Raw genomic sequence first — 22,457 nt, forward strand, 5'->3', positions numbered from 1 at the left:
AGCTATGTTAAACCGCGAGCTCGAAGTCACCCTCAATCTTGCCTTCAAGGAGGCTCGTTCGAAGCGTCATGAATTCATGACCGTCGAACACCTGCTGCTGGCACTTTTGGATAACGAAGCTGCCGCCACCGTTCTACGTGCGTGCGGCGCCAACCTCGACAAACTCAAGCATGACCTGCAGGAGTTTATCGACTCCACGACGCCACTGATCCCCGTGCATGACGAGGACCGTGAGACCCAGCCAACCCTGGGCTTCCAGCGGGTATTGCAGCGTGCTGTCTTCCACGTACAGAGCTCCGGTAAGCGTGAAGTCACGGGCGCCAATGTGCTGGTGGCGATTTTCAGCGAGCAGGAAAGCCAGGCCGTGTTTCTGCTCAAGCAGCAGAGCGTGGCCCGTATCGATGTCGTCAACTACATCGCCCACGGCATCTCCAAGGTGCCCGGGCATGGCGATCATTCCGAGGGTGAGCAGGATATGCAGGACGACGAGGGCGGTGAGTCTTCTTCTTCAAGCAACCCGCTGGATGCCTATGCCAGCAACCTCAATGAACTGGCGCGCCAGGGGCGGATCGATCCGCTGGTGGGGCGTGAGCTGGAGGTTGAGCGCGTAGCGCAGATCCTCGCGCGGCGTCGCAAGAACAACCCGTTGCTGGTCGGTGAAGCGGGCGTGGGTAAAACCGCGATTGCCGAGGGCCTGGCCAAGCGTATCGTCGACAACCAGGTGCCGGACCTGCTGGCCAATAGTGTCGTCTACTCCCTGGACCTGGGCGCATTGCTCGCCGGGACCAAGTACCGTGGCGATTTCGAGAAGCGTTTCAAAGCGCTGCTCGGCGAACTGAAAAAACGCCCGCAGGCGATCCTGTTCATCGACGAGATTCACACCATTATTGGCGCGGGTGCCGCGTCGGGCGGGGTGATGGATGCGTCCAACCTGCTCAAGCCGCTGCTGTCGTCGGGTGATATCCGCTGCATCGGCTCGACCACGTTCCAGGAGTTTCGCGGCATCTTCGAGAAAGACCGTGCCCTGGCGCGGCGCTTCCAGAAAGTCGATGTGTCCGAGCCTTCGGTTGAAGACACCATCGGTATCCTGCGCGGTCTCAAGGGGCGTTTCGAAGCGCACCATGGCATCGAGTACACCGATGAAGCCCTGCGTGCGGCGGCTGAGCTGGCGTCACGCTACATCAATGACCGGCATATGCCGGACAAGGCCATCGATGTGATCGACGAGGCGGGTGCCTATCAGCGCCTGCAGCCGGTTGAGAAGCGTGTAAAGCGTATCGACGTGCCGCAGGTCGAGGACATCGTGGCGAAGATCGCGCGGATTCCGCCTAAACACGTCAACAGTTCCGACAAGGAGCTGCTGCGTAATCTTGAACGTGATCTCAAGCTGACCGTATTCGGCCAGGATGCGGCCATCGACGCGTTGTCCACCGCGATCAAGCTATCGCGTGCGGGCCTCAAGTCGCCGGACAAACCAGTGGGTTCGTTCCTGTTTGCAGGCCCCACCGGCGTCGGCAAGACCGAGGCGGCGCGGCAGTTGGCCAAGGCCATGGGGATCGAGCTGGTGCGCTTTGACATGTCCGAATACATGGAGCGTCACACCGTGTCGCGCCTGATCGGTGCGCCTCCGGGCTATGTCGGTTTCGACCAGGGCGGTCTGTTGACCGAAGCGATCACCAAGCAGCCGCATTGTGTATTGCTGCTCGATGAAATCGAGAAGGCCCACCCGGAAGTCTTCAACCTGCTGCTGCAGGTGATGGACCACGGCACCCTGACCGACAACAACGGGCGCAAGGCGGACTTCCGCAACGTGATCGTGATCATGACCACCAACGCCGGTGCCGAAACCGCCGCGCGGGCTTCGATCGGCTTCAGCCATCAGGATCACTCTTCCGATGCAATGGAAGTGATCAAGAAGAGCTTCACGCCGGAGTTCCGCAACCGTCTGGACACCATTATCCAATTTGGTCGCCTCAGTCATGAGGTTATCAAAAGCGTGGTGGACAAGTTCCTCACCGAACTTCAGGCGCAGTTGGAAGACAAGCGCGTGCAGTTGGAAGTCACCGAAGCGGCGCGCAGTTGGATTGCCGAAGGTGGCTACGACGCGGCAATGGGCGCACGCCCGATGGCGCGTCTGATCCAGGACAAGATCAAGCGGCCGTTGGCCGAAGAGATCCTGTTCGGCGAGCTGTCCGACCATGGCGGCGTGGTGCATATCGATCTGAAGGACGGCGAACTGACCTTCGACTTCGAAACCACGGCGGAAATGGCCTGATCGATAGCTACGGGCGCCAATGTGGGAGGGGGCTTGCCCCCGATAGCAGTGTTTCAGTCGCTACATGAGTGACTGATCTACCGCTATCGGGGGCAAGCCCCCTCCCACATTGGTTTTGGGTGTCAGGTAAATAACACACACACACAAAAACGCCCGGCATAACCGGGCGTCTTGTATTGACTTGCTTAGCGAGCGCGGTAAGTGATGCGCCCTTTGCTCAAGTCATAGGGCGTCAGCTCGACGCGCACTTTGTCACCGGTAAGAATACGAATGTAGTTCTTGCGCATCTTGCCGGAGATATGCGCGGTTACGACGTGCCCATTTTCCAACTCCACACGAAACATGGTGTTGGGCAGGGTGTCGACGACAGTGCCTTCCATTTCGAAGCTGTCTTCTTTCGACATGCAGTAAAGCCCTCGGTATCCAGTGAATGGCCCGGTGCAACTGCGCCAGGCAAAAGCGGCGTGCATTGTGCCCGAAAAAGGGTGTTCAAGCCAAGGGGTTCTAGTTAAGCGTTACCCATCTTTGATTAATCAGCAGCTCAATGGGCCGATATTGGGTCTTGTAGTTCATCTTTTTGCAGTTTTTGATCCAGTATCCGAGGTACACCGCCTCCAGTTCCAGGCGCAGCGCTTCACCTATTTGCCAGAGAATCGCAAAGCGCCCCAGGCTGCGGCGTTCTTCGGCGGGCTCATAGAAGGTGTACACCGCCGACAGCCCATTGGGCAGCAGGTCGGTCACCGCCACGGCCAGCAACCGTCCGTCGAGGCGAAATTCGTAGAAGCGCGAAAAAGGCAGGTCACGCACCAGGAACGTGGAAAATTGATCGCGGCTGGGCGGGAACATATCGCCGTCGGCATGGCGTTGTTCGATGTAGCGTTGATAGAGGTCGAAATATTCTTCGCTGTACTGCGGCTTGACCGCGTTTACCGTCAGGTCGGCGTTGCGCTTGAGAATGCGCTTCTGGTTGCGATCCGGTAAAAACTGCGCGACCGGGATGCGCGCCGGCACGCAGGCGTTGCAGTTCTGGCAATGCGGTCGGTACAGGTGATCGCCGCTGCGCCGAAAGCCCATCTCCGACAGGTCGGCGTACACATGCACATCCATCGGCTGGCTGGGATCGAGGAACAGTGTGGTGGCCTGCTCGTCGGGCAGATAGCTGCAAGAGTGGGCTTGAGTGGCATAAAACTTCAAGCGCGCCAACTCGGTCATGATCAACCCTCGGAATAAGCTTTGAAATAAGTGTAAGCCAGGTACGCGGATGGCGCCTAAGAAACCCACGGCCCTGAGCTGGGCTGGTCCAAATGATCGCGCAGATACCCGGCGAATTCGCTGCGCGGTATGCCGCGTGCGCCCAGGCTGTGCAGATGATCATTGGGCATCTGGCAGTCAATCAGCACAAAACCCCAGGCCTGCAGTTGCCGGGTCAGCGTAGCGAAGCCAAATTTCGAGGCGTTGTCGGCGCGGCTGAACATGGATTCGCCAAAAAACAATTGGCCCATCGCCAGGCCGTACAGGCCGCCGACCAGCTCGCCCTGGTCCCAGACCTCCACGGAGTGCGCGTAACCACGCTGATGCAGCTCCAGGTAGGCGCTCTGGATGCTTTCGGTGATCCAGGTGCCGTCCGCATACGCACGAGGCGCCGCGCAGGCCTGGATGACCGCTGCGAAATCCTGATCGAACGTCACGCTATAGCGCTGTTGGCGCAATAATTTGCCCAGGCTGCGCGAGACGTGCAGCTCATCGGGGAAGATCACCGTGCGTGGGTCGGGTGACCACCAAAGAATTGGCTGGCCTTCGGAGAACCAGGGAAAGCAGCCGTGGCGATAGGCCTGGATCAATCGTTCGGCCGACAGGTCGCCGCCGGCGGCAAGCAGGCCGTTGGGTTCGCGCATGGCCTTGGCCAGTGGCGGGAATGTCAGGGTGTCGCGTTGTAACCAGGTCAGCATGGCATCCAGGCTTACGGAAGGGGAGGGGAGTGGCAGGTCGGGCGCCTGCCCCAGGACCTGATTATTGTCGACGCAGCGCCTCGGGACCAGCGCAAATGGCTAAGGGTGTTTCTGCAACTCTGCGTATAAGGTGCGGTCGTAATCGGGTCTGGCCAATGCAGGCCATTTGCCAAGCTTGCCTTGATTGGTAAATACAGCGCATAAGCCTTTGTCAGCAAAGACAATGCATGCTCAAATTGAACAGGCTGCAACACGTGAACGGCTCAGGCCGCCGGGTGATGGGCAAGTACGTGGCATCGCGCACGCAAACCCGTACAATGCGGCGTTCATGGCGTTATCGCCATTTCATCGATGGGTTATGCAGTGTTAAAAAGTAGATTCAGCAACATTTGTCATTTTTCAGCTGCTCGGATAGAGCAGTCGTGTGCAGTCATTCAACAGATGGACGCGCTAAAAGGCGCAGGAAAAGACCCGTTTTGAAGAAATCCGCCGCAACACCCAAAGCAGCAGTCGTGCCGGCCTGGCGTCAGCACCTGCATTACCGACTCAAGGAAGGTGCGCTGATCGCGATCGGCGCGCTGTGCCTGTTCCTGATGATGGCCTTGCTCACCTATGGCAAGGACGATCCCGGCTGGAGCCATAACAGCAAAATCGACGACGTGCAGAATTTCGGTGGCCCGGTGGGTTCCTACAGCGCCGATATCCTGTTCATGATTCTCGGTTATTTCGCGTACATCTTTCCGCTGTTGCTGGCGATCAAGACCTGGCAGATTTTCCGCCAGCGTCACGAGCCTTGGCAGTGGAGCGGCTGGCTGTTCTCCTGGCGCCTGATCGGGCTGGTGTTCCTGGTGTTGTCCGGCGCGGCCCTGGCCCATATCCATTTCCATGCACCGACCGGTCTGCCGGCGGGCGCGGGCGGGGCGCTGGGCGAAAGCCTGGGCGACCTGGCGCGGCGCACCCTGAATATCCAGGGCAGCACGCTGATGTTCATCGCGCTGTTCCTGTTCGGTCTCACGGTGTTCACCGACCTGTCGTGGTTCAAAGTGATGGACGTGACCGGCAAGATTACCCTTGACCTGTTCGAGTTGTTCCAGGGCGCCGCCAACCGCTGGTGGACGGCGCGTGTGGAGCGCAAGCAGATGGTTGCGCAACTGCGTGAAGTGGACACCCGTGTCAACGAAGTGGTGGCCCCAAGCACACCGGACCGCCGCGAGCAGGCCAAGGTCAAGGAGCGCCTGATCGAGCGCGAACAGGCCCTGAGCAAGCACATGTCCGATCGCGAGAAGCAGGTGCCGCCGGTGATCGCCCCCGCGCCGCCCAAGGCGCCCGAGCCCAGCCACCGCGTGCAGAAAGAGAAACAGGCGCCGCTGTTCATCGACAGCGCCGTCGAAGGCACCTTGCCGCCGATCTCGATTCTCGACCCTGCGGAAAAGAAACAACTCAACTACTCGCCCGAATCCCTGGCGGCCGTCGGCCACCTGCTGGAAATCAAGCTCAAGGAGTTCGGCGTCGAAGTGTCGGTGGACTCGATTCACCCGGGCCCTGTCATTACCCGTTACGAGATTCAGCCGGCCGCAGGCGTCAAGGTCAGCCGCATTTCCAACCTGGCCAAGGACCTGGCGCGCTCCCTGGCCGTGACCAGCGTGCGCGTGGTGGAAGTTATTCCCGGCAAGACCACCGTGGGTATCGAGATTCCCAACGAAGACCGCCAGATCGTGCGTTTCTCCGAAGTGCTGTCGACCCCGGAATACGACAACTTCAAATCGCCGGTCACCCTGGCCCTCGGCCATGATATCGGCGGCAAGCCGGTAATCACCGACCTGGCGAAAATGCCGCACCTGCTGGTGGCCGGTACCACCGGTTCAGGTAAGTCGGTGGGCGTGAACGCAATGATCCTGTCGATCCTGTTCAAATCGGGCCCGGACGACGCCAAGCTGATCATGATCGACCCGAAAATGCTTGAGCTGTCGATCTACGAAGGCATTCCGCACCTGCTCTGCCCGGTAGTGACCGACATGAAGGACGCCGCCAACGCCCTGCGCTGGAGCGTCGCCGAGATGGAGCGTCGCTACAAGCTGATGGCGAAGATGGGCGTGCGTAACCTGTCCGGCTTCAACGCCAAGGTCAAGGAAGCCCAGGACGCCGGTACGCCGCTGACCGACCCGCTGTACAAGCGCGAGAACATTCACGACGAAGCGCCGCTTTTGACCAAGCTGCCGACCATCGTGGTGGTGGTCGACGAATTCGCCGACATGATGATGATCGTCGGCAAGAAGGTCGAAGAACTGATCGCGCGTATCGCCCAGAAGGCCCGTGCGGCCGGGATCCACCTGATCCTCGCCACCCAGCGGCCGTCGGTGGATGTGATCACCGGTCTGATCAAGGCCAACATTCCTACGCGTATGGCGTTCCAGGTGTCGAGCAAGATCGACTCGCGGACCATCATCGACCAGGGCGGCGCCGAGCAACTGCTGGGCCACGGTGACATGCTCTACATGCCGCCCGGCACCAGCCTGCCGATCCGTGTCCACGGGGCGTTCGTTTCCGACGATGAAGTGCATCGCGTGGTGGAAGCCTGGAAACTGCGTGGCGCTCCGGAATACAACGACGACATTCTCGCGGGCGTGGAAGAGGCCGGCAGCGGCTTCGATGGCGGCAGTGGGGGTGGCGACGATGACGCCGAAACCGACGCGCTCTACGACGAAGCCGTGGCGTTCGTGCTGGAAAGCCGCCGAGCCTCGATCTCCGCCGTGCAACGCAAGCTGAAGATCGGCTACAACCGCGCCGCCCGCATGATCGAAGCCATGGAACACGCCGGCGTCGTCACCGCAATGAACACCAACGGCTCGCGCGAAATCATCGCCCCCGGGCAGATGCGCGACTGATCCCGCGCCGCGTGGCAGCACGCGGCGCGCCCTGACTATTCAATGAGGACTCCCATGCGCATTATCCGCATGCTGTTGTTGCCGGCACTGGCCCTGACCGCCGTTTCGGCCCACGCTGACCCGGCTTCCGTGGCCAGTCTGAAGAACCTGCTGGACAAATCCCAGACCCTGACCGCGCGCTTTTCCCAGCTGACCCTGGACGCCGGTGGCACCCAGTTGCAGGAGACCGCAGGCGAAATGGCCGTGCAGCGTCCCGGCCTGTTCTACTGGCACACCGAAGGCAAGGCCGAGCAGACCATCGTGTCCGACGGCCAGAAAGTCACGCTGTGGGACCCGGACCTGGAACAGGCGACCATCAAGAAGCTCGACCCGCGCCTGAACCAGACGCCGGCGCTGCTGCTATCGGGGGACGTGTCGAAGATCAACGACAGTTTCGACATCACCTCCAAGCAAACCAGCAATGTCATTGAGTTCACGCTCAAGCCAAAATCCAAGGACACGTTGTTCGACACCCTGTCGCTGTCGTTCGGCAACGGCGTGATCAACAACATGCGCCTGGTTGACAGCGTTGGCCAGCGCACCGATATCCTGTTCTCCGGGGTCAAGGCCAACCAGCCTGTGCCAGCGTCCAAGTTCAAGTTCGACATCCCCAAGGGTGCCGACGTGATCCAGGAATAAACTCCCCAGAGGTTTCAAACGCTGCCCATGGATCTGTTTCGAAGTGACCCGATTGCCCAACCCCTGGCCGCGCGCCTGCGCTCGACCAACCTGGATGAGTACGTCGGTCAGGAGCATCTGCTCGCTCGCGGCAAGCCCTTGCGTGAAGCCCTGGAGCAGGGTGCGCTGCACTCGATGATTTTCTGGGGACCGCCGGGGGTGGGTAAAACCACCCTGGCACGGCTGCTGGCCAAGGTCTCGGATGCGCACTTCGAAACGGTCTCCGCCGTGCTGGCCGGGGTCAAGGAGATTCGCCAGGCGGTGGAAGTCGCCAAGCAGCAGGCCGGGCAGTACGGCAAGCGCACTATCCTGTTTGTCGACGAAGTGCATCGCTTCAACAAGTCGCAGCAGGACGCATTCCTGCCGTACGTCGAAGACGGCACGTTGATCTTCATCGGCGCCACCACTGAAAACCCGTCTTTCGAACTCAATAACGCGTTGCTCTCGCGGGCTCGCGTCTATGTGCTCAAGAGCCTGGACGAAGCGGCGATGCAGAAGTTGTTGCAGCGTGCCTTGAACGAAGACAAGGGCCTGGGCAAGCGCCAGCTGAGCGTCAGTGAAGAGGGCTTCAAGATCCTGCTCACGGCCGCCGATGGCGATGGCCGGCGTTTTCTCAACCTGTTGGAGAACGCCTCGGACCTTGCCGAAGACGGCGGCGAGATTGGCGTGGACCTGCTGCAAAGCCTGCTGGGCGACACGCGTCGGCGCTTCGATAAGGGCGGTGAAGCGTTCTACGACCAGATATCGGCGCTGCATAAATCCGTACGCGGTTCCAACCCGGACGGCGCGCTGTACTGGTTCGCGCGCATGATCGACGGCGGTTGCGACCCGTTGTACCTGGCGCGCCGCGTGGTGCGCATGGCCAGCGAAGACATCGGCAATGCCGACCCGCGCGCCTTGAGCCTGTGCCTGGCGGCCTGGGACGTGCAGGAGCGCCTCGGCAGCCCGGAAGGCGAACTGGCGGTGGCCCAGGCCATCACTTACCTGGCCTGCGCGCCGAAAAGCAACGCGGTGTACATGGGCTTCAAGTCGGCGCTGCGAGCGGCGGCCGAACATGGTTCCCTCGAAGTGCCGATGCATTTGCGCAACGCGCCGACCAAGCTGATGAAACAGCTGGGTTACGGCGATGAATACCGCTATGCCCATGACGAGCCGGACGCCTACGCGGCCGGCGAAGATTACTTTCCCGATGAGCTCGAGCCGCTGGCGCTCTATCAACCGGTGCCCCGTGGCCTGGAGCTGAAGATCGGCGAAAAGCTCAACCATCTGGCCCAACTCGACCGTCTCAGCCCCCGTCAGCGGAGAAAGTAGTGCTCAAGACGATTCTTGCCGTGTCCGCAGCCGGCATCGCTGGTACATTATTGCGTTTCGCCACCGGCACCTGGGTCAGCGCCCATTGGCCGAAGCATTTCTATGCGGCGACCCTGGCGGTCAACCTGGTGGGCTGCCTGATCATCGGGCTGTTGTACGGCTGGTTCCTGTTGCGCCCGGAAGTGCCGATTGAAATTCGCGCCGGCTTGATTGTCGGCTTTGTAGGCGGTCTGACGACCTTTTCATCCTTTTCACTGGATACGCTGCGCCTGCTGGAAAGCGGGCAGGCCCTGGTCGCCTTCGGGTACCTGGGCATCAGCGTGTTCGGCGGGCTGCTCGCCACCTGGGCCGGCCTGTCCCTGACCAAACTTTGATAAACGAGAGACCGACATGCTCGATTCCAAACTGTTACGTAGCAACCTTCAGGACGTAGCGGACCGCCTGGCATCCCGTGGCTTTGCCTTGGATGTTGCGCGCATCGAAGCGCTGGAAGAACAGCGCAAGACCGTCCAGACCCGCACCGAAGCACTGCAGGCTGAGCGGAATGCGCGTTCCAAATCCATCGGTCAGGCCAAGCAGCGCGGCGAAGACATCGCGCCGTTGATGGCGGACGTCGAGCGCATGGGCACCGAGCTGTCCGACGGCAAAGTCGAGCTGGACAAAATCCAGTCCGAACTGGATTCGATCCTGTTGGGCATCCCCAATATTCCCCATGAGTCGGTGCCGATTGGCGAAGACGAAGATGGCAACGTCGAAGTGCGCCGCTGGGGCACGCCGAAAGCCTTCGATTTCGAGATCAAGGACCACGTGGCCCTGGGCGAATTGACCGGCGGCCTGGATTTCGAGACCGCCGCGAAAATGTCCGGCGCACGCTTTGCTTTGCTGCGCGGCCCGATCGCACGCATGCACCGTGCCCTGGCGCAGTTCATGATCAACCTGCATACCGCCGAGCACGGTTACGAAGAAGCCTACACGCCTTACCTGGTGCAGGCGCCGGCGCTGATGGGCACCAGCCAGCTGCCGAAATTCGAGGAAGAGCTGTTCAAGATCAGCCGCGATGGTGACGCTGATCTGTACCTGATCCCGACCGCCGAAGTGTCGCTGACCAACATCGTTGCCGGGGAAATCCTCGATGCCAAGAAATTGCCGTTGAAGTTCGTGGCCCACAGCCCGTGCTTTCGCAGTGAAGCCGGTGCATCCGGTCGCGATACGCGCGGCATGATTCGCCAGCACCAGTTCGACAAGGTCGAGATGGTCCAGGTGGTCGAGCCTTCGACGTCGATGGAGGCGCTGGAAGGCCTGACTGCCAATGCCGAGCGCGTCCTGCAACTGCTGGAGCTGCCGTACCGCGTACTGGCGCTGTGCACCGGCGACATGGGGTTCAGCGCCGTGAAGACCTACGACCTCGAAGTGTGGGTGCCGAGCCAGGACAAATACCGCGAGATTTCGTCGTGCTCCAACTGCGGTGATTTCCAGGCCCGGCGCATGCAGGCGCGGTTCCGTAATCCGGAAACCGGCAAGCCGGAGCTGGTGCACACCCTCAACGGTTCGGGCCTGGCCGTAGGCCGTACGCTGGTGGCCGTGTTGGAAAACTACCAGCAGGCCGACGGTTCGATCCGCGTGCCTGAGGTGCTCAAGCCGTACATGGGCGGCGTCGAGGTCATCGGCTAAATGGAATTTCTGCCGCTGTTTCATAACCTGCGCGGCAGTCGTGTGTTGGTCGTCGGTGGGGGGGAGATTGCCTTGCGCAAATCCCGCCTGCTGGCTGACGCCGGCGCAGTGCTGCGGGTGGTTGCTCCCCAGATCGAAGACCAGTTGCGTGAACTGGTACTGGGCAGTGGCGGGGACCTGATGTTGCGCGGTTATCAGGAGGCCGACCTCGACGGTTGCGTGCTGATCATCGCCGCCACCGACGACGAGCCACTGAACGCGCAGGTGTCCAGTGATGCCAAGCGTCGCTGTGTACCGGTCAATGTGGTGGATGCGCCAGCCTTGTGCAGCGTGATCTTCCCGGCGATCGTCGACCGTTCGCCGTTGGTGATTGCGGTGTCCAGTGGCGGCGATGCGCCGGTGCTGGCGCGCTTGATCCGCGCCAAGCTGGAGACCTGGATTCCGTCCACCTATGGCCAATTGGCCGGGTTGGCGGCGCGTTTTCGTGCCCAGGTCAAAGGCTTGTACCCGGATGTGCAGCAGCGTCGGGCGTTCTGGGAGGAAGTCTTCCAGGGTCCGATTGCCGACCGCCAATTGGCCGGGCAGGGCGCTGAGGCCGAGCGCCTGCTGATCGAAAAGGTCAATGGCGCACCGCCTTACGCACCGGGTGAGGTGTACCTGGTGGGCGCGGGCCCGGGCGATCCGGACCTGCTGACCTTCCGCGCCTTGCGCCTGATGCAGCAAGCCGACGTGGTGTTGTATGACCGTCTGGTGGCCCCGGCGATTCTGGAGCTGTGCCGCCGTGATGCCGAGCGCGTGTATGTCGGCAAGCGTCGCGCCGAGCATGCCGTGCCCCAGGACCAGATCAACCAGCAACTGGTGGACCTGGCCAAGCAAGGCAAGCGCGTGCTGCGTCTCAAGGGCGGCGACCCGTTCATTTTCGGGCGTGGCGGCGAAGAGATCGAGGAACTGGCGGCCCACGGCATTCCGTTCCAGGTGGTGCCGGGCATCACTGCGGCCAGTGGTTGCGCGGCGTATGCGGGGATTCCGCTGACGCACCGTGACTATGCGCAGTCGGTGCGCTTTATCACCGGGCACCTGAAGAACGGTACGTCGGACTTGCCCTGGCGGGACCTGGTGGGGCCGTCGCAGACCCTGGTGTTTTACATGGGCTTGATCGGTTTGCCGATTATCTGCGAACAGTTGATCCTGCATGGCCGCGCCGCCGATACGCCGGCAGCGTTGATCCAGCAGGGCACCACCTCCAACCAGCGTGTGTTCACCGGCACACTCGCCGACTTGCCGCGCATGGTGGCGGAGCATGAAGTGCATGCGCCGACATTGGTGATCGTAGGTGAGGTGGTAGTGTTGCGCGAGAAGCTCAAGTGGTTTGAAGGCGCTCAGTCTCAGGTCTGAAGCTCAAAAGCATCGGGGGCAAGCCCCCTCCCACATGGGTATGCATTCCAAGTGTGGGAGGGGGGTTGCCCCCGATGAGGCCATCAGCTCCAGCCCATGATCCGGATCAGCGCCACACACCTTTGCCACTCAACCGCGCCCGATCATGGCCAACATCAAACCGCTGCAACGGCCCCTTCGGCACAATCCCCGTCGGATTGATGGTCCGATGGCTGGCATAGTAATGCCCCTTGATATGCTCGAAATCCACCGTCTCGGCCACTCCCGGCCACTGATACATCTCCCTTAGCCAGTTCGACAGGTTCGGATAATCGGCAATCCGCCGCAGGTTGCACTTGAAGTGGCTGTAATACACTGCATCAAAACGAATCAGCGTAGTGAACAGCCGTACATCCGCCTCGGTCAGGTATTCGCCGGCCAGGTAGCGATGCTCGCCCAAGTGATGTTCCAGGTGATCAAGCTCGGCAAATACATCATCAAACGCGCTTGCATAAGCCTGCTGCGAGGTGGCGAACCCGGCGCGGTACACGCCGTTGTTCACGGCGGGGTAGATGCGTTCGTTCAGGGTGTCGATGGTCGAGCGCAATGCCTGCGGGTAGAAATCCAGGGTATTGCCGGTCAGTTCATTGAAGGCGCTGTTGAACATGCGGATGATCTCCGCCGATTCGTTGCTGACGATGCGCTTGAGCTTTTTGTCCCACAACACCGGCACCGTGACGCGCCCGGTGTAGTCAGCGGTGTCGGCGGTGTAGCGCTGGTGCATGAAGTCGAAACCGTCCAGCGCGTCGCCGCTTGAGCCGTGGGCCTTGTCGAAGGTCCAGCCGTTTTCCAGCATCAGCCAACTGACTACCGAGACGTCAATCAGGCTTTCCAGGCCCTTGAGCTTGCGCAGGATCAGGGTGCGGTGGGCCCAGGGACAGGCCAGGGAAACGTAGAGGTGATAGCGTCCGGCCTCGGCCTTGAAACCGCCTTCGCCGCTCGGGCCGGGCTGGCCGTCGGCGGTCACCCAGTGACGACGTTGCGCCTGTTCGCGCTGGAAAGCGCCATCTGCGCTACTTTCGTACCACTGGTCTTTCCAGTGTCCTTCGATCAGCAAACCCATGACTGGCTCCTTGGCTAATAAGCGTTGGAGCCCAGTCTAAAGGGATGAGTTCGAACTAAAAGCGCAAAGACCGGAGGTGAATGATCGATTAAATCGATTTGTCTCGCGCTTCCCAGTATTGCTGTGCCAGTTCGAACGCCTGCTCGCGGGCGTGTCCCAGGCCGCGCAAGGCCAGGGCCATGGTCGCGATCAGCGCCAGTTGCGGGTAGCTGTCTTCGACCTCACCACGCCACAGGGCGTTCAGATGTGCGGGCTCCAGGGTTGCCGGTTTGACGTGGCGCTGGGCGGAGAGGGCGGGCCATTCTTCGTCCCAGCTCTGGCCGCCGGTGGTGCCATACAGGTGGCTGAGGGTGTCGGGGTTGATCTCGATCTCGCCGCCGTCGCCCTTGACCACAATCACGTTGTCGCCCAGCAGGCCACTGGCATCGCGGTGCACGCCCTGGTAACCCGGGTGGAAAATGCTTTGCAGGCCGCAACGGGCATTCAGCGGGTTGAGCAGGCGGGCCAGGGAGTGGATCGGCGAGCGCAGGCCCAGGGTGTTGCGCAGATCGATCATGCGCTGCAACTGGGGCGCCCAGTCGCCCAGCGGGATAAACGCCAGGTTGCCGTGTGCATACGCTGCCTCGACCTGCTGCCAATTGCGGCACAGCGGTATGTGCAAGCGCTCCAGCAGTTGCTCGGTGTACAAGCGCCCCGCCGTATGCGCGCCGCCGCCGTGCATGAGGATGCGCACACCCTGTTGCGCCAGGCATTTGGCCGCCAGCAGGAACCAGGGCAAGTGGCGCTTTTTGCCGGCGTAGGTCGGCCAGTCGATATCCACATTCAGTGCGGGCGGGTTCAACCGCTCGCGTACCGCTTCGGTGAAGCCGGCGAGCTCTTCCGGGCTTTCTTCCTTGTGCCGCAGCAGCATGAGGAAGGCGCCCAGCTGGGTGTCTTCGACTTTTTCGTCGAGCAGCATGCCCATGGCTTGCCGCGCTTCCTCACGGGTGAGGTTGCGTGCGCCGCGCTTGCCTTTGCCCAGGATGCGCACGAACGGCGCAAACGGATGTTCTTCAGGCGTCGAGAGGGTCAGGGGGGCAAAATCGGTCATAAGCAATTCGTCGGCCTGGGCAGGCCCGCCAGCTTGGCGGCGAGTTTGGCGGGAGTGCCGTTGAACAGTTTATTGAGGTGCAGGCTGTTGCCCTTTTGCGGGCCGAGCTTCAAGGCGGTGTACTTGATCAGCGGGCGCGTGGCGGGGGACAGCTGGAATTCGCTATAGAACTGGCGCAGCAACATGAGGATTTCCCAGTGGTCCGGGGTCAGTTCCACGGCTTCGGCGGTGGCCAGGGCGTGCGCCACCTCATCGGACCAGTCATCCAGGTCGACGAGGTAGCCGTCCTTGTCCAGTGCCAGGCTGCGCGTGCCGACGGTCAGTGTGTTCATAACCAACTGTTGACCTTGCCATAGTCGATCGACAGCTGCACGAACCCCGGATAGTCGACGCTGTCGGCCCAGTCCGGGAGCGGCAGGTTGCGTGCCTGCAGGTCTTCAGCCAGCACAAACACTTTTACCCCCCTGGTTTGCAGCGCTGCGTTGTGCAGGCCGTAGGCGCCGTCGCCGCACAGCAGGATGGCATCCGCGTTGCCGCACACACGCAGGCAACTGTCCAGACGGCTGTCGGTAAAGGGGGAGTGGCTCACCACATGTAGAGTCGACATCAGAGGGTAATCACCTGATCGTAACGGTCAATCAGCCTGGAAATGGCCTGGCTGTCCAGGGCCTGCGCATTGTCCGGTGGCGGCAGCCCGCGTGCGGACAGGCTGTGGCCGCAGGCGAACACGTCGTCGATGCCGAACAGGCCCAGCGCCTGCAGGTTGGCGCTCAAATCCTTTTGTTGCACGGCCCTGGCGTCCTGGTGCCGCGCCAGCTGGAACACGCCGTCGTCCAGAAACAGCAGGCCGATAGGCAGATCGAACGCGCCTCCGGCCAGCACGATATCCAGCGCTTCGCGCGCGCTGGGGCCGGACCATGGCGCTTGGCGGCTGATGATCAGCAATGATTGGGCCATCACGCACCTCCAAAACAGATCAGGCGGTCGGCGTCCTGGATCGCATCATGCAACTGCCCCAGGCCCGACAAGGCCCAGGGCGCGTCCAGGTTCACCGCGCTGCGTTGATAGCGCGTGGCTTCCTCGGCATTGAGCACGCCACGGCGCAAGGCGGCGGCGATGCACACGACGCCGTCGAGTTGGTGGGTGCCGACAAATTCGCGCCACTGGCGCGCGATGTCCTGCTCGTCCTGGGGCGCGACGATATTATTGGAGGCGCTGTACACGCCATCCTGATAAAAAAACAGCCGCACAATTTCATGCCCGCCGGCCAAAGCCGCCTGGGCGAACAACAGGGCGCGGCGCGAGGCGGGCGCGTGGGCGGCGCAAAACACTGCAATCGCGAACTTCATGGAACACTCTGCGAACAAACGTGGGCCAATGATAAAGCCGCCGCGACGAAAAAGCCCGCCGTGATCAAAACGGTCACTGCGCTTGATCGTTCTGACGATTGCCGCCGGCACCGAAGGCTGACTACGCTGTGGCCAGTCCAATCGCAAACGGAGTTTGTATGTCAGGTCCCTTGGCGTCCCTCAAAGTGCTGGATTTTTCCACCCTGTTGCCCGGCCCGTTCGCCTCGCTGATGCTGGCGGACATGGGCGCCGACGTGCTGCGCATCGAATCGCCGACGCGGCCGGACCTGTTGCGCGTGTGGCCGCCCCATGATCACGGCACGTCGGCAAGCCATGCCTATCTCAATCGCAACAAGCGCAGCCTGGCACTGGACCTCAAGCGGGACGAGGCGCTGCAGATCGTCTTCGAGCTGGTCAAGGGTACCGATATTCTCATCGAACAGTTCCGCCCCGGGGTCATGGACCGTCTGGGCCTGGGGTACGACGCACTGAAGGCGATCAACCCCAGGCTGATCTATGTGTCGATCACCGGCTACGGCCAGACCGGCCCCTACAGGGACCGCGCCGGTCACGACATCAACTATCTCGCTGTCGCAGGCGTGGCCAGCCACACCGGGCGGCGGGACAGTGGGCCGTTGCCGCTGGGCGTGCAACTGGCGGATGTGGGCGGCGGGTCCCTGCATGCGGTGGTGGGCGTGCTCGCGGCGGTGGTTGCGCGGCAGCACAGCGGCGTCGGTCAATACCTGGACGTGAGCATGACCGACTGCTCGTTCAGCCTGAACGCCATGGCCGGCGCGGGTTACCTGGCCTGCGGGGTGGAGCCGGAGCGGGAAAACCATGTGCTCAACGGCGGCAGTTTTTACGATTACTACCGCACCCGTGATGGGCGCTGGATGTCGGTGGGCAGCCTGGAACCGGCGTTCATGCAGCAGCTGTGTGAAACCCTGGGGCGACCGGAGCTCGCGGTGCACGGTGTGAAGCCTGAGCAGCAGCCGGCACTCAAGCGGGCGTTGCAGGTGGAGTTTGAAAAACGCAGCTTTGACGAGCTGTGTGCGTTATTTGCGGGCGTGGATGCGTGTGTGGAACCGGTGTTGAGCATGAGTGAAGCGCTGGCGCATCCGCAGTTGCAGGCGCGCGATTTGATCAGCCAGGTGCCGAGGGGCGATGGTTCGACCCAGGCGCAGATGGCCTGCCCGCTGAAGTTCTCCGAAGGTTTGCCGGCACCACGGCATATCGGGGCGGCGGTCGGTGCGCACAGTGATGAAGTGTTGGTGGAGTTGGGGTTGAGTGCTCAGCGGATTGCGGATTTGCGGCAGGCCAAGGTGATTCGGTGACTGTTCTGGCCTCATCGGGGGCAAGCCCCCTCCCACCTTTGATTTGTGAATACATTCAAAATGTGGGAGGGGGCTTGCCCCCGATGAGGCCCTCACTCCACCCGAGTCTCCCCAGTGAACACAAGAGTATGCCGGCACCGCCGACACAGGTACCGCCGCCCCTGGCCGACCATCCCATGGCGCTGGGCTGAAAACGCAAAGTCACTGTCGGCACACGGGCACCGGTAGATATAGCGAGTCACCTGGCGACGCTTGACCGCGTAGGTGTGACAACGGTCCGGCGGCAGTTCGTAGACCCCACGCATGATCAACTGCCATTCCTCTCCATGGGGCTGGATGCGCTCGCCAAACAGTTGGTGGGCAATCAGGTGCGCCACTTCGTGGGCCACGGTCTGCTTGAGGAAGTGTTGGCTGTTTTCTTGGTAGAGCTGAGGATTGAAGCGCAGCAGGTTTTCGTGCAAATGCGCGACACCGGCTTTCTGGCCCCGCAGCTTGAGGCTGACGGTGGGGCGTTTGAAGCTTCGTTTGAAAAAGGATTCGGCTTGCAGGAAACAATCTTCGACGCGGGTATTGAGTTGCTCGGGCATGCTGTACATATCTCCAGAGACGCCCAGTATGCCGCAAAGCAGGGGGTTTCCGAATCTCTCAGGCGCCGAATGGTCATGGCTAACGCACAAAGCCACCTTTTCGGTGGCTTTGCCTGCATGCCTGGGGCTCAACTGGTGTAGATGGGCCCGACGCCCAGGCCCCAGACGATCACGGTAAACGCCATGATCGCCACCAGCACCACCAGGCCCACGGCCAATACCGAGCTGGAGAACAGAAAACCTTCATCCGGGTCGATACTCATGAACGTCGGCAAGCCCACATAAAGCAGATACACCGTGTAGCAGATTGCTGCGGTCCCCACCACCATACCCAGCCACATGTGCGGATAGAGCGCCGCCAGCCCGCCGATAAACAGGGGCGTCGCGGTATAGGTGGCAAAGGCCACGCAACGCGCCATGCTGGGGTTGGCGTCATAGGTGCGGGCCATCCAGTGAATGAACGCGCCCATCACCGCCACACCGCCCAGCATGGCGGCGTACGACATCAGGGTCATCCACAGCGCGCTTTCCTGGGTAAGCATGACCGGCGCGCGGTTGCCGATGACCCAGCCGACCCGGGTGGTGCCGATAAACGCGGAGATGGCGGGGATCGCTGCGAGCACCAGCGTGTGAGTGAGGTACATGTGGCTGATGCTTTCTTCTTTATCGCCACGAATTTCCCGCCATTCCTGATCGGGATGGGTAAACAGCCCCACGACGTGATGGATCATGCCGGTCACTCCTGTCGTTATTCCTATCGCCCCCATCGGAGCGCCCACCGGCCAACTGGCCTGCAAGGTCTGGATAGTTGTGCGACCTCACGTCGCAGTATAGGAAGTGATACCCGGGAAAACTGTAGGGCCTTTAGAGTAAATCGCGCTGTAAACACGGGGCTTAATCGCCACGTGGTCTGTCGATGACAACGCGATCCAATGTGGGAGGGGGCTTGCCCCCGATGGCAGTGTGTCAGTCGAGGTAGTTGCTACTGATACACCGCCATCGGGGGCAAGCCCCCTCCCACATTGGAACTTGGTCGTTCATACCGGTAAAATCCCCGGCTTTTCGTCACACACCTTTAGCGGATCCAAGCGCCATGGGCACTCTTACGGTCAACCAGAACAAACTGCAAAAACGCCTGCGTCGCCTGGCCGGTGAAGCGGTCGCTGATTTCAACATGATCGAGGAGGGCGACAAGGTCATGGTCTGCCTCTCCGGCGGCAAAGACAGCTACACCCTGCTCGACGTGCTGCTGCACCTGCAAAAGGTCGCACCGATCAAGTTCGAGATCGTTGCCGTCAACATGGACCAGAAGCAGCCCGGCTTTCCCGAGCATGTGCTGCCGGCCTACCTGAACGAGCTGGGCGTCGAGTACCACATTGTCGAGAAAGACACGTATTCGGTGGTCAAGGAACTGATTCCGGAAGGCAAGACCACCTGCTCGCTGTGCTCGCGCCTGCGGCGTGGCACGCTCTATACCTTTGCCGATGAGATCGGCGCGACCAAGATGGCCCTGGGGCATCATCGCGACGACATCGTCGAAACCTTCTTTCTGAATATGTTCTTCAACGGTTCGCTCAAGGCCATGCCGCCCAAACTGCGCGCCGATGACGGACGCAACGTGGTGATCCGCCCGCTGGCGTATTGCAACGAGAAGGACATCCAGGCTTATTCCGACTTCAAGCAATTCCCGATCATTCCGTGCAACCTGTGCGGCTCCCAGGAAAACCTGCAGCGCCAGGTGGTCAAGGACATGCTGCAGGAGTGGGAGCGCAAGACCCCGGGGCGCACCGAGAGTATTTTTCGCAGCCTGCAGAATGTGATCCCGTCGCAACTGGCCGATCGCAACCTGTTCGACTTCGCCAGCTTGAAAATCGATGAGACGGCCGCCTCGCGTTTCGTCAATGTAGTGAACCTCTGAGCCGCATCGAGGCTCTAGTACACGGCGCTTGCGGGCGCCGTTTTCCATTCAACTGCCAGGAGAGGGCATGCGCGATTACAAGTGGCTGCACGAATATTGTCTGAACCGCTTCGGTTCGGCGGCCAAGCTGGAAGCCCATCTGCCTGTGCCCAAGACGCCGGCGCAATTGCGCAAGATCAGCGATGATCGCTACCTGTCGACCCTGGCGCTGCGAGTCTTTCGTGCGGGCTTGAAACACAGTGTGGTCGACGCGAAATGGCCCGCGTTCGAACAGGTATTTTTCGGCTTCGATCCGGAAAAAGTCGTACTGATGGGCGCCGAACATCTGGAACGGCTGATGCAGGACACGCGCATCATCCGCCACCTGGGCAAGCTCAAAAGCGTGCCGCGCAATGCGCAGATGATTCTGGATATCGCGCAGGAAAAGGGCAGCTTCGGTGCGTTTGTCGCCGACTGGCCGGTGACCGATATCGTTGGGCTGTGGAAATACCTGAGCAAGCACGGCCACCAGTTGGGCGGGCTGTCGGCCCCGCGTTTCCTGCGCATGGTAGGCAAGGATACTTTTGTACCGAGCGATGACGTGGTGGCGGCGCTGAATGCGCAGAAGATCGTCGACAAGGCGCCGACCAGCCTGCGGGATTTGGCGACGGTGCAGGGCGCGTTCAACCAATGGCATGCCGAGAGTGGGCGGCCAATGTGCCAGTTGTCGATGATGCTGGCCTACACCGTCAACCACTGATCGTTGATCGTTCCCACGCTCTGCGTGGGAATGCATCCTGTGACGCTCTGCGTCACCCTTACACAAGGTCTGGGACGCGGAGCGTCCGGGGCAGCATTCCCACGCGGAGCGTGGGAACGATCGTCAGAGTGTGTCAATCGGCGAGTCGCCGATTCAACTGGTGCCGCCAGCGCACATACAACAGCGCCGTACAAAACACCGCCAGGCTCGCCAGCATCTCAAGCACTCCGAAACCCTGGCGGTTCGGGTCATACGCGGCCAGTGCGCCCTTGATGAAATACAGGTTCACCACAAAGCACATCCACGAATGCCCACGCGCGCTGCCTGTGATCATCCCTGGCGCCAGCACCAGCAGCGGCACCAGTTCGATCAGCAGGATCACCCACGGACGCGCCCCGTGCAGGTCGGCGACGAACAGGTAATAGGCGCACAACAAGCCCACCAGGCCGAAAAACGCCAGCAGACTCAGTGCGCGCGCCAGCTTGACCCGTGGTTCCAGCCACGCCTGGGACGGCAGGACCTTAGGCTTTCTGGCCAACGCCGTTCTCCAGCAGTGTGGCGGTCTTGGCCAGGCGCAGGCCCAGGGCGCGGCACAGACTGATTTCATGCGGGTCGAGCAGACGCTTGCCGTCAGGCCCGGCGTGGTGGCTGGCGCCATAGGGCGTGCCGCCGCCCTGGGTGTCGAGCAGCGCCTGTTCGCTGTAGGGCAGGCCGGTGATCAGCATGCCGTGGTGCAGCAGCGGCAGCAGCATCGACATCAGCGTGGTCTCCTGGCCGCCGTGCAGGCTGGCGGTGGAGGTGAACACGCCGGCGGGCTTGCCGACCAGGGCGCCGGTGAGCCACAGGTTGCTGGTGCCGTCGAGGAAGTACTTGAGCGGCGCGGCCATGTTGCCGAAACGGGTCGGGCTGCCCAGGGCCAGGGCCGAGCAGTGTTTCAGGTCATCCAGGCTGGCATACAGCGCGCCTTCGTCCGGGATACTCGGCGCCACGGCCTCGCACTCGGTGGAGATCGCCGGCACGGTGCGCAGCCGGGCTTCCATGCCGCCCTGCTCGATGCCCCTGGCAATCTGCCGGGCCATTTCGCTGACCGAGCCATTGCGGCTGTAATACAACACCAGCACGTAGGGCGCAGTCACGGCAGGATCTCCAGCACGTTTTCCGGCGGGCGGCCAATGATGGCTTTATCGGCGGTTTCCAGGATCGGGCGTTCCATCAACTTGGGGTGTGCAGCGATGGCGGCGATCAGTTGCGCTTCGCTGAGGCTGGCGTCGGCCAGGTTGAGGCTTTTGTATTCATCTTCGCCGGTGCGCAACAATTGGCGGGCATTGAGGCCAAGTTTGGCCAGCAGGGCCTGCAATTGTGCCGCGTTCAGCGGCGTTTCCAGATAGCGCACCACGGTTGGCGTGAGGCCGCGAGCTTCGAGCAGTTCAAGCGCACCGCGGGATTTCGAGCAGCGCGGGTTGTGATAAAGCGTCAGATCGGTCATGTGCGGGTCGCATCTTGCGTAAGGTGGCGGGTATTCTACCCGTGCTGGCGCCTGTCCTTAAACCGTCAGAGGCGATAGGCCGCAGCCCACGTTCATTTTTGCGAAGGATTACCCCATGACAAGGCGACTGATCGGAGCATTGGCGATCATCACAACCCTGCTGCTCAGCGGCTGCGGTAACGATTACGGCGTTGACCAGTACGGCCAGAAAGTGCCGGCCGAACGCCTGGACAAGCAGTGGCTGGTGGTCAATTACTGGGCCGAATGGTGTGGCCCGTGCCGCACGGAAATCCCCGAGCTCAATGCCCTGGCCGAACAGTTGAAAGCGCAGAACGTGGGCGTGTTCGGGGTCAACTTCGACAATGTGCAGGGTGAGGAGCTCAAGGCTGCCAGTGACAAGCTGGGCATCAAGTTCACCGTACTGGCGCAGAACCCGGAGGGCATCTTCGATATTCCGCGTAGCGAGGCGCTGCCGGTGACCTACATCATCGATGACCAGGGCAAGGTGCGCGAGCAACTGATGGGTGAGCAGACGGCGGAGGGCGTGTTGGCCAAACTCAAGGCCTTGCGCGGTTAAAAAGTGTGGGAGGGGGCTTGCCCCCGATAGCGGTGTGTCAGTCACTGTGTGTGCTGGCTGATATACCGCCAT

General features: G+C 61.5%; 25 protein-coding genes. 11 read left to right on the forward strand and 14 right to left on the reverse strand.

Going from position 1 to position 22,457, the window contains the following annotated elements; all coding sequences use genetic code 11:
• Positions 1-4 precede the first annotated feature (4 nt).
• Positions 5-2,275, forward strand: a complete 2,271-nt coding sequence (clpA, locus tag BFP90_RS17305) for an ATP-dependent Clp protease ATP-binding subunit ClpA (protein WP_065884964.1) — start codon at positions 5-7, stop codon at positions 2,273-2,275.
• Positions 2,276-2,460: 185 nt separating this feature from the next.
• Here clpA and infA read toward each other — a convergent pair whose 3' ends face one another.
• The 3 genes from infA to aat all read right to left on the reverse strand — a co-directional run bounded on the left by infA (position 2,461) and on the right by aat (position 4,224).
• Positions 2,461-2,679, reverse strand: a complete 219-nt coding sequence (gene infA, locus BFP90_RS17310; protein WP_002553999.1) for a translation initiation factor IF-1 — start codon at positions 2,677-2,679, stop codon at positions 2,461-2,463.
• 100 nt (positions 2,680-2,779) lie between these two features.
• Positions 2,780-3,487: an arginyltransferase gene (locus BFP90_RS17315; RefSeq protein ID WP_065884965.1), complete on the reverse strand. Its 708-nt coding sequence runs from the start codon at positions 3,485-3,487 to the stop codon at positions 2,780-2,782.
• 56 nt (positions 3,488-3,543) lie between these two features.
• Positions 3,544-4,224, reverse strand: coding sequence for a leucyl/phenylalanyl-tRNA--protein transferase (aat, locus tag BFP90_RS17320; RefSeq protein ID WP_065894943.1), 681 nt, complete (start codon positions 4,222-4,224; stop codon positions 3,544-3,546).
• A gap of 476 nt (positions 4,225-4,700) precedes the next feature.
• Between aat and BFP90_RS17325 the strand changes: the two genes are divergently transcribed.
• The 6 genes from BFP90_RS17325 to cysG are packed head-to-tail and all read left to right on the forward strand — an operon-like array spanning position 4,701 to position 12,203.
• A complete protein-coding gene (locus BFP90_RS17325) occupies positions 4,701-7,109 on the forward strand; it encodes a DNA translocase FtsK (RefSeq protein WP_065897556.1) in 2,409 nt (802 codons plus the stop codon).
• 54 nt (positions 7,110-7,163) lie between these two features.
• On the forward strand, positions 7,164-7,787 hold the full coding sequence (lolA, locus tag BFP90_RS17330) for an outer membrane lipoprotein chaperone LolA (RefSeq protein WP_065894944.1): 624 nt from the start codon (positions 7,164-7,166) through the stop codon (positions 7,785-7,787).
• A gap of 27 nt (positions 7,788-7,814) precedes the next feature.
• Positions 7,815-9,137, forward strand: coding sequence for a replication-associated recombination protein A (locus tag BFP90_RS17335; RefSeq protein WP_065894945.1), 1,323 nt, complete (start codon positions 7,815-7,817; stop codon positions 9,135-9,137).
• Positions 9,137-9,511: a fluoride efflux transporter CrcB gene (gene crcB, locus BFP90_RS17340; RefSeq protein WP_057721801.1), complete on the forward strand. Its 375-nt coding sequence runs from the start codon at positions 9,137-9,139 to the stop codon at positions 9,509-9,511. Before BFP90_RS17335 ends, crcB begins: the two co-directional genes overlap by 1 nt.
• A gap of 16 nt (positions 9,512-9,527) precedes the next feature.
• A complete protein-coding gene (gene serS, locus BFP90_RS17345) occupies positions 9,528-10,808 on the forward strand; it encodes a serine--tRNA ligase (RefSeq protein WP_065897558.1) in 1,281 nt (426 codons plus the stop codon).
• Positions 10,809-12,203, forward strand: a complete 1,395-nt coding sequence (cysG, locus tag BFP90_RS17350) for a siroheme synthase CysG (RefSeq protein WP_065897559.1) — start codon at positions 10,809-10,811, stop codon at positions 12,201-12,203.
• Between the two features lie 106 nt (positions 12,204-12,309).
• Here the strand turns inward: cysG and BFP90_RS17355 are convergent, their stop codons facing one another.
• The 6 genes from BFP90_RS17355 to tusD all read right to left on the reverse strand — a co-directional run bounded on the left by BFP90_RS17355 (position 12,310) and on the right by tusD (position 15,744).
• Positions 12,310-13,305 (reverse strand): glutathione S-transferase family protein, encoded by a 996-nt coding sequence (locus BFP90_RS17355; protein ID WP_065894948.1) that lies wholly within the window; start codon positions 13,303-13,305, stop codon positions 12,310-12,312.
• 88 nt (positions 13,306-13,393) lie between these two features.
• On the reverse strand, positions 13,394-14,395 hold the full coding sequence (locus BFP90_RS17360; protein ID WP_065894949.1) for a glycosyl transferase family protein: 1,002 nt from the start codon (positions 14,393-14,395) through the stop codon (positions 13,394-13,396).
• Complete coding sequence (locus BFP90_RS17365; RefSeq protein ID WP_065897560.1) at positions 14,392-14,727, reverse strand: TusE/DsrC/DsvC family sulfur relay protein; 336 nt, start codon at positions 14,725-14,727, stop codon at positions 14,392-14,394. The genes BFP90_RS17360 and BFP90_RS17365 overlap by 4 nt, the downstream gene beginning before the upstream one ends.
• A complete protein-coding gene (tusB, locus tag BFP90_RS17370) occupies positions 14,724-15,002 on the reverse strand; it encodes a sulfurtransferase complex subunit TusB (RefSeq protein WP_065894951.1) in 279 nt (92 codons plus the stop codon). The genes BFP90_RS17365 and tusB overlap by 4 nt, the downstream gene beginning before the upstream one ends.
• A complete protein-coding gene (gene tusC, locus BFP90_RS17375) occupies positions 15,002-15,352 on the reverse strand; it encodes a sulfurtransferase complex subunit TusC (protein ID WP_065894952.1) in 351 nt (116 codons plus the stop codon). The genes tusB and tusC overlap by 1 nt, the downstream gene beginning before the upstream one ends.
• Positions 15,352-15,744 (reverse strand): sulfurtransferase complex subunit TusD, encoded by a 393-nt coding sequence (tusD, locus tag BFP90_RS17380; RefSeq protein ID WP_065884976.1) that lies wholly within the window; start codon positions 15,742-15,744, stop codon positions 15,352-15,354. Before tusD ends, tusC begins: the two co-directional genes overlap by 1 nt.
• Before the next feature lie 158 nt (positions 15,745-15,902).
• Here tusD and BFP90_RS17385 point away from each other — a divergent pair, with 158 nt between their 5' ends.
• On the forward strand, positions 15,903-17,078 hold the full coding sequence (locus BFP90_RS17385) for a CaiB/BaiF CoA transferase family protein (protein WP_065897562.1): 1,176 nt from the start codon (positions 15,903-15,905) through the stop codon (positions 17,076-17,078).
• Positions 17,079-17,170: 92 nt separating this feature from the next.
• Here the strand turns inward: BFP90_RS17385 and BFP90_RS17390 are convergent, their stop codons facing one another.
• Positions 17,171-17,665 carry a SprT family zinc-dependent metalloprotease gene (locus BFP90_RS17390; RefSeq protein ID WP_065897567.1) on the reverse strand — a complete coding sequence of 165 codons (495 nt, stop codon included), beginning with the start codon at positions 17,663-17,665 and terminating at the stop codon, positions 17,171-17,173.
• Positions 17,666-17,793: 128 nt separating this feature from the next.
• The gene (locus BFP90_RS17395) at positions 17,794-18,396 is read right to left on the reverse strand and encodes a Yip1 family protein (RefSeq protein ID WP_057721811.1); all 603 of its coding nucleotides are present in this window, start codon (positions 18,394-18,396) and stop codon (positions 17,794-17,796) included.
• Between the two features lie 362 nt (positions 18,397-18,758).
• On the opposite strand from BFP90_RS17395, the gene ttcA reads away from it, so the two are divergent.
• Together ttcA and BFP90_RS17405 are read left to right on the forward strand one after the other, a co-directional pair.
• On the forward strand, positions 18,759-19,583 hold the full coding sequence (gene ttcA, locus BFP90_RS17400; RefSeq protein WP_065894954.1) for a tRNA 2-thiocytidine(32) synthetase TtcA: 825 nt from the start codon (positions 18,759-18,761) through the stop codon (positions 19,581-19,583).
• A 67-nt stretch (positions 19,584-19,650) separates the two neighbouring features.
• Complete coding sequence (locus BFP90_RS17405; protein WP_065897564.1) at positions 19,651-20,322, forward strand: DNA-3-methyladenine glycosylase I; 672 nt, start codon at positions 19,651-19,653, stop codon at positions 20,320-20,322.
• A 133-nt stretch (positions 20,323-20,455) separates the two neighbouring features.
• On the opposite strand, the gene BFP90_RS17410 is transcribed toward BFP90_RS17405, so the two are convergent.
• From BFP90_RS17410 to arsC, 3 genes are read right to left on the reverse strand one after another with little or no spacing between them, the layout of a single operon-like run.
• The gene (locus BFP90_RS17410; protein ID WP_065894956.1) at positions 20,456-20,860 is read right to left on the reverse strand and encodes a DUF2069 domain-containing protein; all 405 of its coding nucleotides are present in this window, start codon (positions 20,858-20,860) and stop codon (positions 20,456-20,458) included.
• Positions 20,844-21,458, reverse strand: coding sequence for an NAD(P)H:quinone oxidoreductase (wrbA, locus tag BFP90_RS17415; protein WP_065884980.1), 615 nt, complete (start codon positions 21,456-21,458; stop codon positions 20,844-20,846). The genes BFP90_RS17410 and wrbA overlap by 17 nt, the downstream gene beginning before the upstream one ends.
• The gene (gene arsC / locus BFP90_RS17420; RefSeq protein WP_065894958.1) at positions 21,455-21,808 is read right to left on the reverse strand and encodes an arsenate reductase (glutaredoxin); all 354 of its coding nucleotides are present in this window, start codon (positions 21,806-21,808) and stop codon (positions 21,455-21,457) included. Before arsC ends, wrbA begins: the two co-directional genes overlap by 4 nt.
• A 115-nt stretch (positions 21,809-21,923) precedes the next feature.
• On the opposite strand from arsC, the gene BFP90_RS17425 reads away from it, so the two are divergent.
• Positions 21,924-22,385 carry a TlpA disulfide reductase family protein gene (locus BFP90_RS17425; protein WP_065894959.1) on the forward strand — a complete coding sequence of 154 codons (462 nt, stop codon included), beginning with the start codon at positions 21,924-21,926 and terminating at the stop codon, positions 22,383-22,385.
• The last annotated feature ends 72 nt before the right edge of the window (positions 22,386-22,457 follow it).

The sequence above is a fragment of the Pseudomonas sp. 24 E 13 genome, from assembly GCF_900004715.1.
GTDB classification, from domain to species: Bacteria; Pseudomonadota; Gammaproteobacteria; order Pseudomonadales; family Pseudomonadaceae; genus Aquipseudomonas; species Aquipseudomonas orientalis_A.

Bases quoted from the DNA above. Each gene is read 5' to 3' on its own strand.
- tusB (WP_065894951.1), bottom strand. From the start codon at position 15,002: ATGTCGACTCTACATGTGGTGAGCCACTCCCCCTTTACCGACAGCCGT.
- clpA (WP_065884964.1), top strand. From the start codon at position 5: ATGTTAAACCGCGAGCTCGAAGTCACCCTCAATCTTGCCTTCAAGGAG.
- serS (WP_065897558.1), top strand. From the start codon at position 9,528: ATGCTCGATTCCAAACTGTTACGTAGCAACCTTCAGGACGTAGCGGAC.
- aat (WP_065894943.1), bottom strand. From the start codon at position 4,224: ATGCTGACCTGGTTACAACGCGACACCCTGACATTCCCGCCACTGGCC.
- BFP90_RS17395 (WP_057721811.1), bottom strand. From the start codon at position 18,396: ATGATCCATCACGTCGTGGGGCTGTTTACCCATCCCGATCAGGAATGG.
- arsC (WP_065894958.1), bottom strand. From the start codon at position 21,808: ATGACCGATCTGACGCTTTATCACAACCCGCGCTGCTCGAAATCCCGC.
- tusD (WP_065884976.1), bottom strand. From the start codon at position 15,744: ATGAAGTTCGCGATTGCAGTGTTTTGCGCCGCCCACGCGCCCGCCTCG.
- BFP90_RS17365 (WP_065897560.1), bottom strand. From the start codon at position 14,727: ATGAACACACTGACCGTCGGCACGCGCAGCCTGGCACTGGACAAGGAC.
- BFP90_RS17405 (WP_065897564.1), top strand. From the start codon at position 19,651: ATGCGCGATTACAAGTGGCTGCACGAATATTGTCTGAACCGCTTCGGT.
- lolA (WP_065894944.1), top strand. From the start codon at position 7,164: ATGCGCATTATCCGCATGCTGTTGTTGCCGGCACTGGCCCTGACCGCC.
- tusC (WP_065894952.1), bottom strand. From the start codon at position 15,352: ATGGCCCAATCATTGCTGATCATCAGCCGCCAAGCGCCATGGTCCGGC.
- BFP90_RS17390 (WP_065897567.1), bottom strand. From the start codon at position 17,665: ATGCCCGAGCAACTCAATACCCGCGTCGAAGATTGTTTCCTGCAAGCC.
- BFP90_RS17385 (WP_065897562.1), top strand. From the start codon at position 15,903: ATGTCAGGTCCCTTGGCGTCCCTCAAAGTGCTGGATTTTTCCACCCTG.
- BFP90_RS17425 (WP_065894959.1), top strand. From the start codon at position 21,924: ATGACAAGGCGACTGATCGGAGCATTGGCGATCATCACAACCCTGCTG.
- BFP90_RS17360 (WP_065894949.1), bottom strand. From the start codon at position 14,395: ATGACCGATTTTGCCCCCCTGACCCTCTCGACGCCTGAAGAACATCCG.
- BFP90_RS17335 (WP_065894945.1), top strand. From the start codon at position 7,815: ATGGATCTGTTTCGAAGTGACCCGATTGCCCAACCCCTGGCCGCGCGC.
- cysG (WP_065897559.1), top strand. From the start codon at position 10,809: ATGGAATTTCTGCCGCTGTTTCATAACCTGCGCGGCAGTCGTGTGTTG.
- BFP90_RS17315 (WP_065884965.1), bottom strand. From the start codon at position 3,487: ATGACCGAGTTGGCGCGCTTGAAGTTTTATGCCACTCAAGCCCACTCT.
- infA (WP_002553999.1), bottom strand. From the start codon at position 2,679: ATGTCGAAAGAAGACAGCTTCGAAATGGAAGGCACTGTCGTCGACACC.
- ttcA (WP_065894954.1), top strand. From the start codon at position 18,759: ATGGGCACTCTTACGGTCAACCAGAACAAACTGCAAAAACGCCTGCGT.
- BFP90_RS17355 (WP_065894948.1), bottom strand. From the start codon at position 13,305: ATGGGTTTGCTGATCGAAGGACACTGGAAAGACCAGTGGTACGAAAGT.